This is a genomic window from Rhodococcus sp. ENV425, assembly GCF_002887785.1.
In the GTDB taxonomy this organism is placed as follows: Bacteria; Actinomycetota; Actinomycetes; order Mycobacteriales; family Mycobacteriaceae; genus Rhodococcus; species Rhodococcus aetherivorans.
Genome location: NZ_PCZU01000075.1, coordinates 14,161 through 15,910 on the forward strand (window position 1 = coordinate 14,161; position 1,750 = coordinate 15,910).

The following is a 1,750-nucleotide window of genomic DNA, read 5'->3' on the forward strand; positions in this document are numbered from 1 at the left end:
AGGCCACCGGAGGATTACTGCAATCCCGATCTCTGGTGCGCAGGGCCCGCGGTCGGGATGTTCCACACACCTGGCCGGCAACGAAGCATCCCCGGCTCTCGCGGTCCCGTGGTTGGAACCGAGAAAAGGCTTGTCAGACGGGCCCGAGGCCGACGACATCGAGATCGTGACCGATGATCAGCCGCCTGTCGAATCCCGCGCCGCAGGCCACCCAGGTCTCGTCCGGGTGGGTTACCGGGGGACCATGTGAGAGAACACCATGGTCTCGACCCCCGACCCCCGATCGCGGGACGATCGGGTCGATGTTCTCGATGAGCGTATGTGACTGGATCGGATACCCTGACTGAGGCTCTTCCTCGAGAAGGGGATGGGGTGGGTGTCACCTCGGCTTTGGAGAACCTCCCCGCAACCGACCCGAACTATCCCGGCGCGGCGACTCGACTCGAGCAAACACGGACTGTCCGGCAGCGCGAACCGCTGATGGACGAGATACGCACTTCGCACCGGCCTAGACGGTGGCAGGCGGTCTTCTCTGCCGCAGACAAACGTGCTCGGCTCGGCCTGAGAACGCGGATCCGGACGTGAGGGTCTCCGGAGCGCACGACATTGTGCAAGCCCGCCGTATCCGTGACGGTCCGGTCCGTGCTGGATGGTTGTCACGCGGTGTCGTTGGTGTGCTGCCATGCCATGGTCAGGCTGGCGCCGAGGACGCCCAGAAGGGTGCCGACGAGGAAGCCGCCGAAGTTGGCTGCGGGCAGCGCGACCAAGGCGAGGATCATCCCGGACACCCCGGCTGTCACTCGCGTCGACGGCCGGAGCAGCGCGGATCCGGCGCAGACCAGCATGAGCGCACCGAGCAGCAGCGTGGAGACCCCGGAGATGGTGCTGATCGAAACGAGCACCTCGCCTATGCGGAAGGTGGTGTAGGCAGGTAGTAGCAGGACCAGTCCGGACACCGCCAGCGCCGTGCCGCCCCAGAAGGGCCGCTCGGCGCGCCAACGTCGACAGCGTTGGCGTCGGTCGAGTGCCGGGTCGTGCATCAGCAACCCGAACTGTCCGAGACGACGGTCACCTCGAAGTTCTTCATCGTCAGCGCCGTCGCGGTCATCGACACGGCTTCGACGCGGATGTTGGTCATCACCCCGCTCTGGGTGGCGACAGCAGGGGTAAGTGCCACCTCCGGTCCACCGATGGCGGAGGCTTCGACCCCGGCATGGACGTTCATCGCGTCGAGCGAGGCACCGATCGTGGCGGCGTCGAGCACAACGTTCTGGGCGGTGGTATTGGGACCGGGAACGCGGACGATCATGGTCACGTCGCCCACGATCGGAAGATTCCGGGCGATGGTGGACAGGCACACGTCGGTCATCTGGGCCGATTCCATCCGGGTTGCGCTGGTGGGGACGGTGCCGGATTCGGTGTCGACGCGGCGGGGGAAGATGACGACGTTCTGGGCTTCGATGGCCGACATCGTTCCGACGAATGTTTGACCGGTGATCGCGACGTTCATCGGCAGCTCACCGCGGGCGATGCCCGCCCCGAGGACGCCCGTCCCGGTCAGACCCGTGAGGATGAGGGCCGCGAATCGGCCTTTTCGTACTTCTCCCATGTCGTGTCGACTGTCCTCCCAGGTTGGTCTCTTCACCGTAGCGAGGTTGCTGGCGGTGCGTCGGATACGACAGCAAGTCGGGGGCGCGCGGGTGGTGTTTGCCACCTCGTCCGGTCAAGTCCCGTGAGGTGGTGTACGACG

Annotated in this window: 2 protein-coding genes; both read right to left on the reverse strand. The window is 65.8% G+C overall.

Translation table 11 applies throughout. The annotated features are described in order from the left end of the window. Positions 1–656 precede the first annotated feature (656 nt). Positions 657–1,040 carry a DUF6114 domain-containing protein gene (locus CQZ88_RS05720; RefSeq protein WP_102799378.1) on the reverse strand — a complete coding sequence of 128 codons (384 nt, stop codon included), beginning with the start codon at positions 1,038–1,040 and terminating at the stop codon, positions 657–659. Continuing rightward, on the reverse strand, positions 1,040–1,645 hold the full coding sequence (locus CQZ88_RS05725; protein WP_146034255.1) for a DUF6230 family protein: 606 nt from the start codon (positions 1,643–1,645) through the stop codon (positions 1,040–1,042). The genes CQZ88_RS05720 and CQZ88_RS05725 overlap by 1 nt, the downstream gene beginning before the upstream one ends. Positions 1,646–1,750: the final 105 nt, after the last annotated feature.